The organism is uncultured Dokdonia sp. (genome assembly GCF_947492535.1).
Lineage (GTDB): Bacteria > Bacteroidota > Bacteroidia > Flavobacteriales > Flavobacteriaceae > Dokdonia.
In genome coordinates, this window is the sequence record NZ_CANLNH010000051.1 from 1 (window position 1) to 384 (window position 384).

At 38.3% G+C, this 384-nt stretch carries 1 protein-coding gene; it reads right to left on the reverse strand.

The features are described 5' to 3' along the window. On the reverse strand, positions 1 to 384 hold a 384-nt coding region (locus tag Q1A60_RS21505), incomplete at both ends, for a hypothetical protein (protein WP_300008513.1).

Genomic DNA, 384 nt, shown 5'->3' on the forward strand with positions numbered 1-384 from the left:
ACTAAATAATTCTCAGGATCACCAATAGGAAGCATATTGTCTTCTGCATTCATCTCTGACTCATGATAGCTCAAGGTATAAAGTGTAGGATCAAGTAAACCAATAATATTTGCTTCATTATCAGTAAGGTCAAAGATTGCTTGATCACTACCATCATTACATAAAGTAAGATCTGGTATCGGTAAGGCGATCTCTGGAATAGGATTTACAACCAAGTCAAGTGTTATAACTCTAAAACATTCTGTACTTGTAGCTGGATCGGTATCGGTAGCACGTACATAAATCGTAGTGGTACCACTGTTATAACTTGCAGGATCTGGAATGGCTGGAGCTCCTAACTCTGCCGCAGCTAAAGTCTCATGGAAACTCAATGAAAAATTAGTC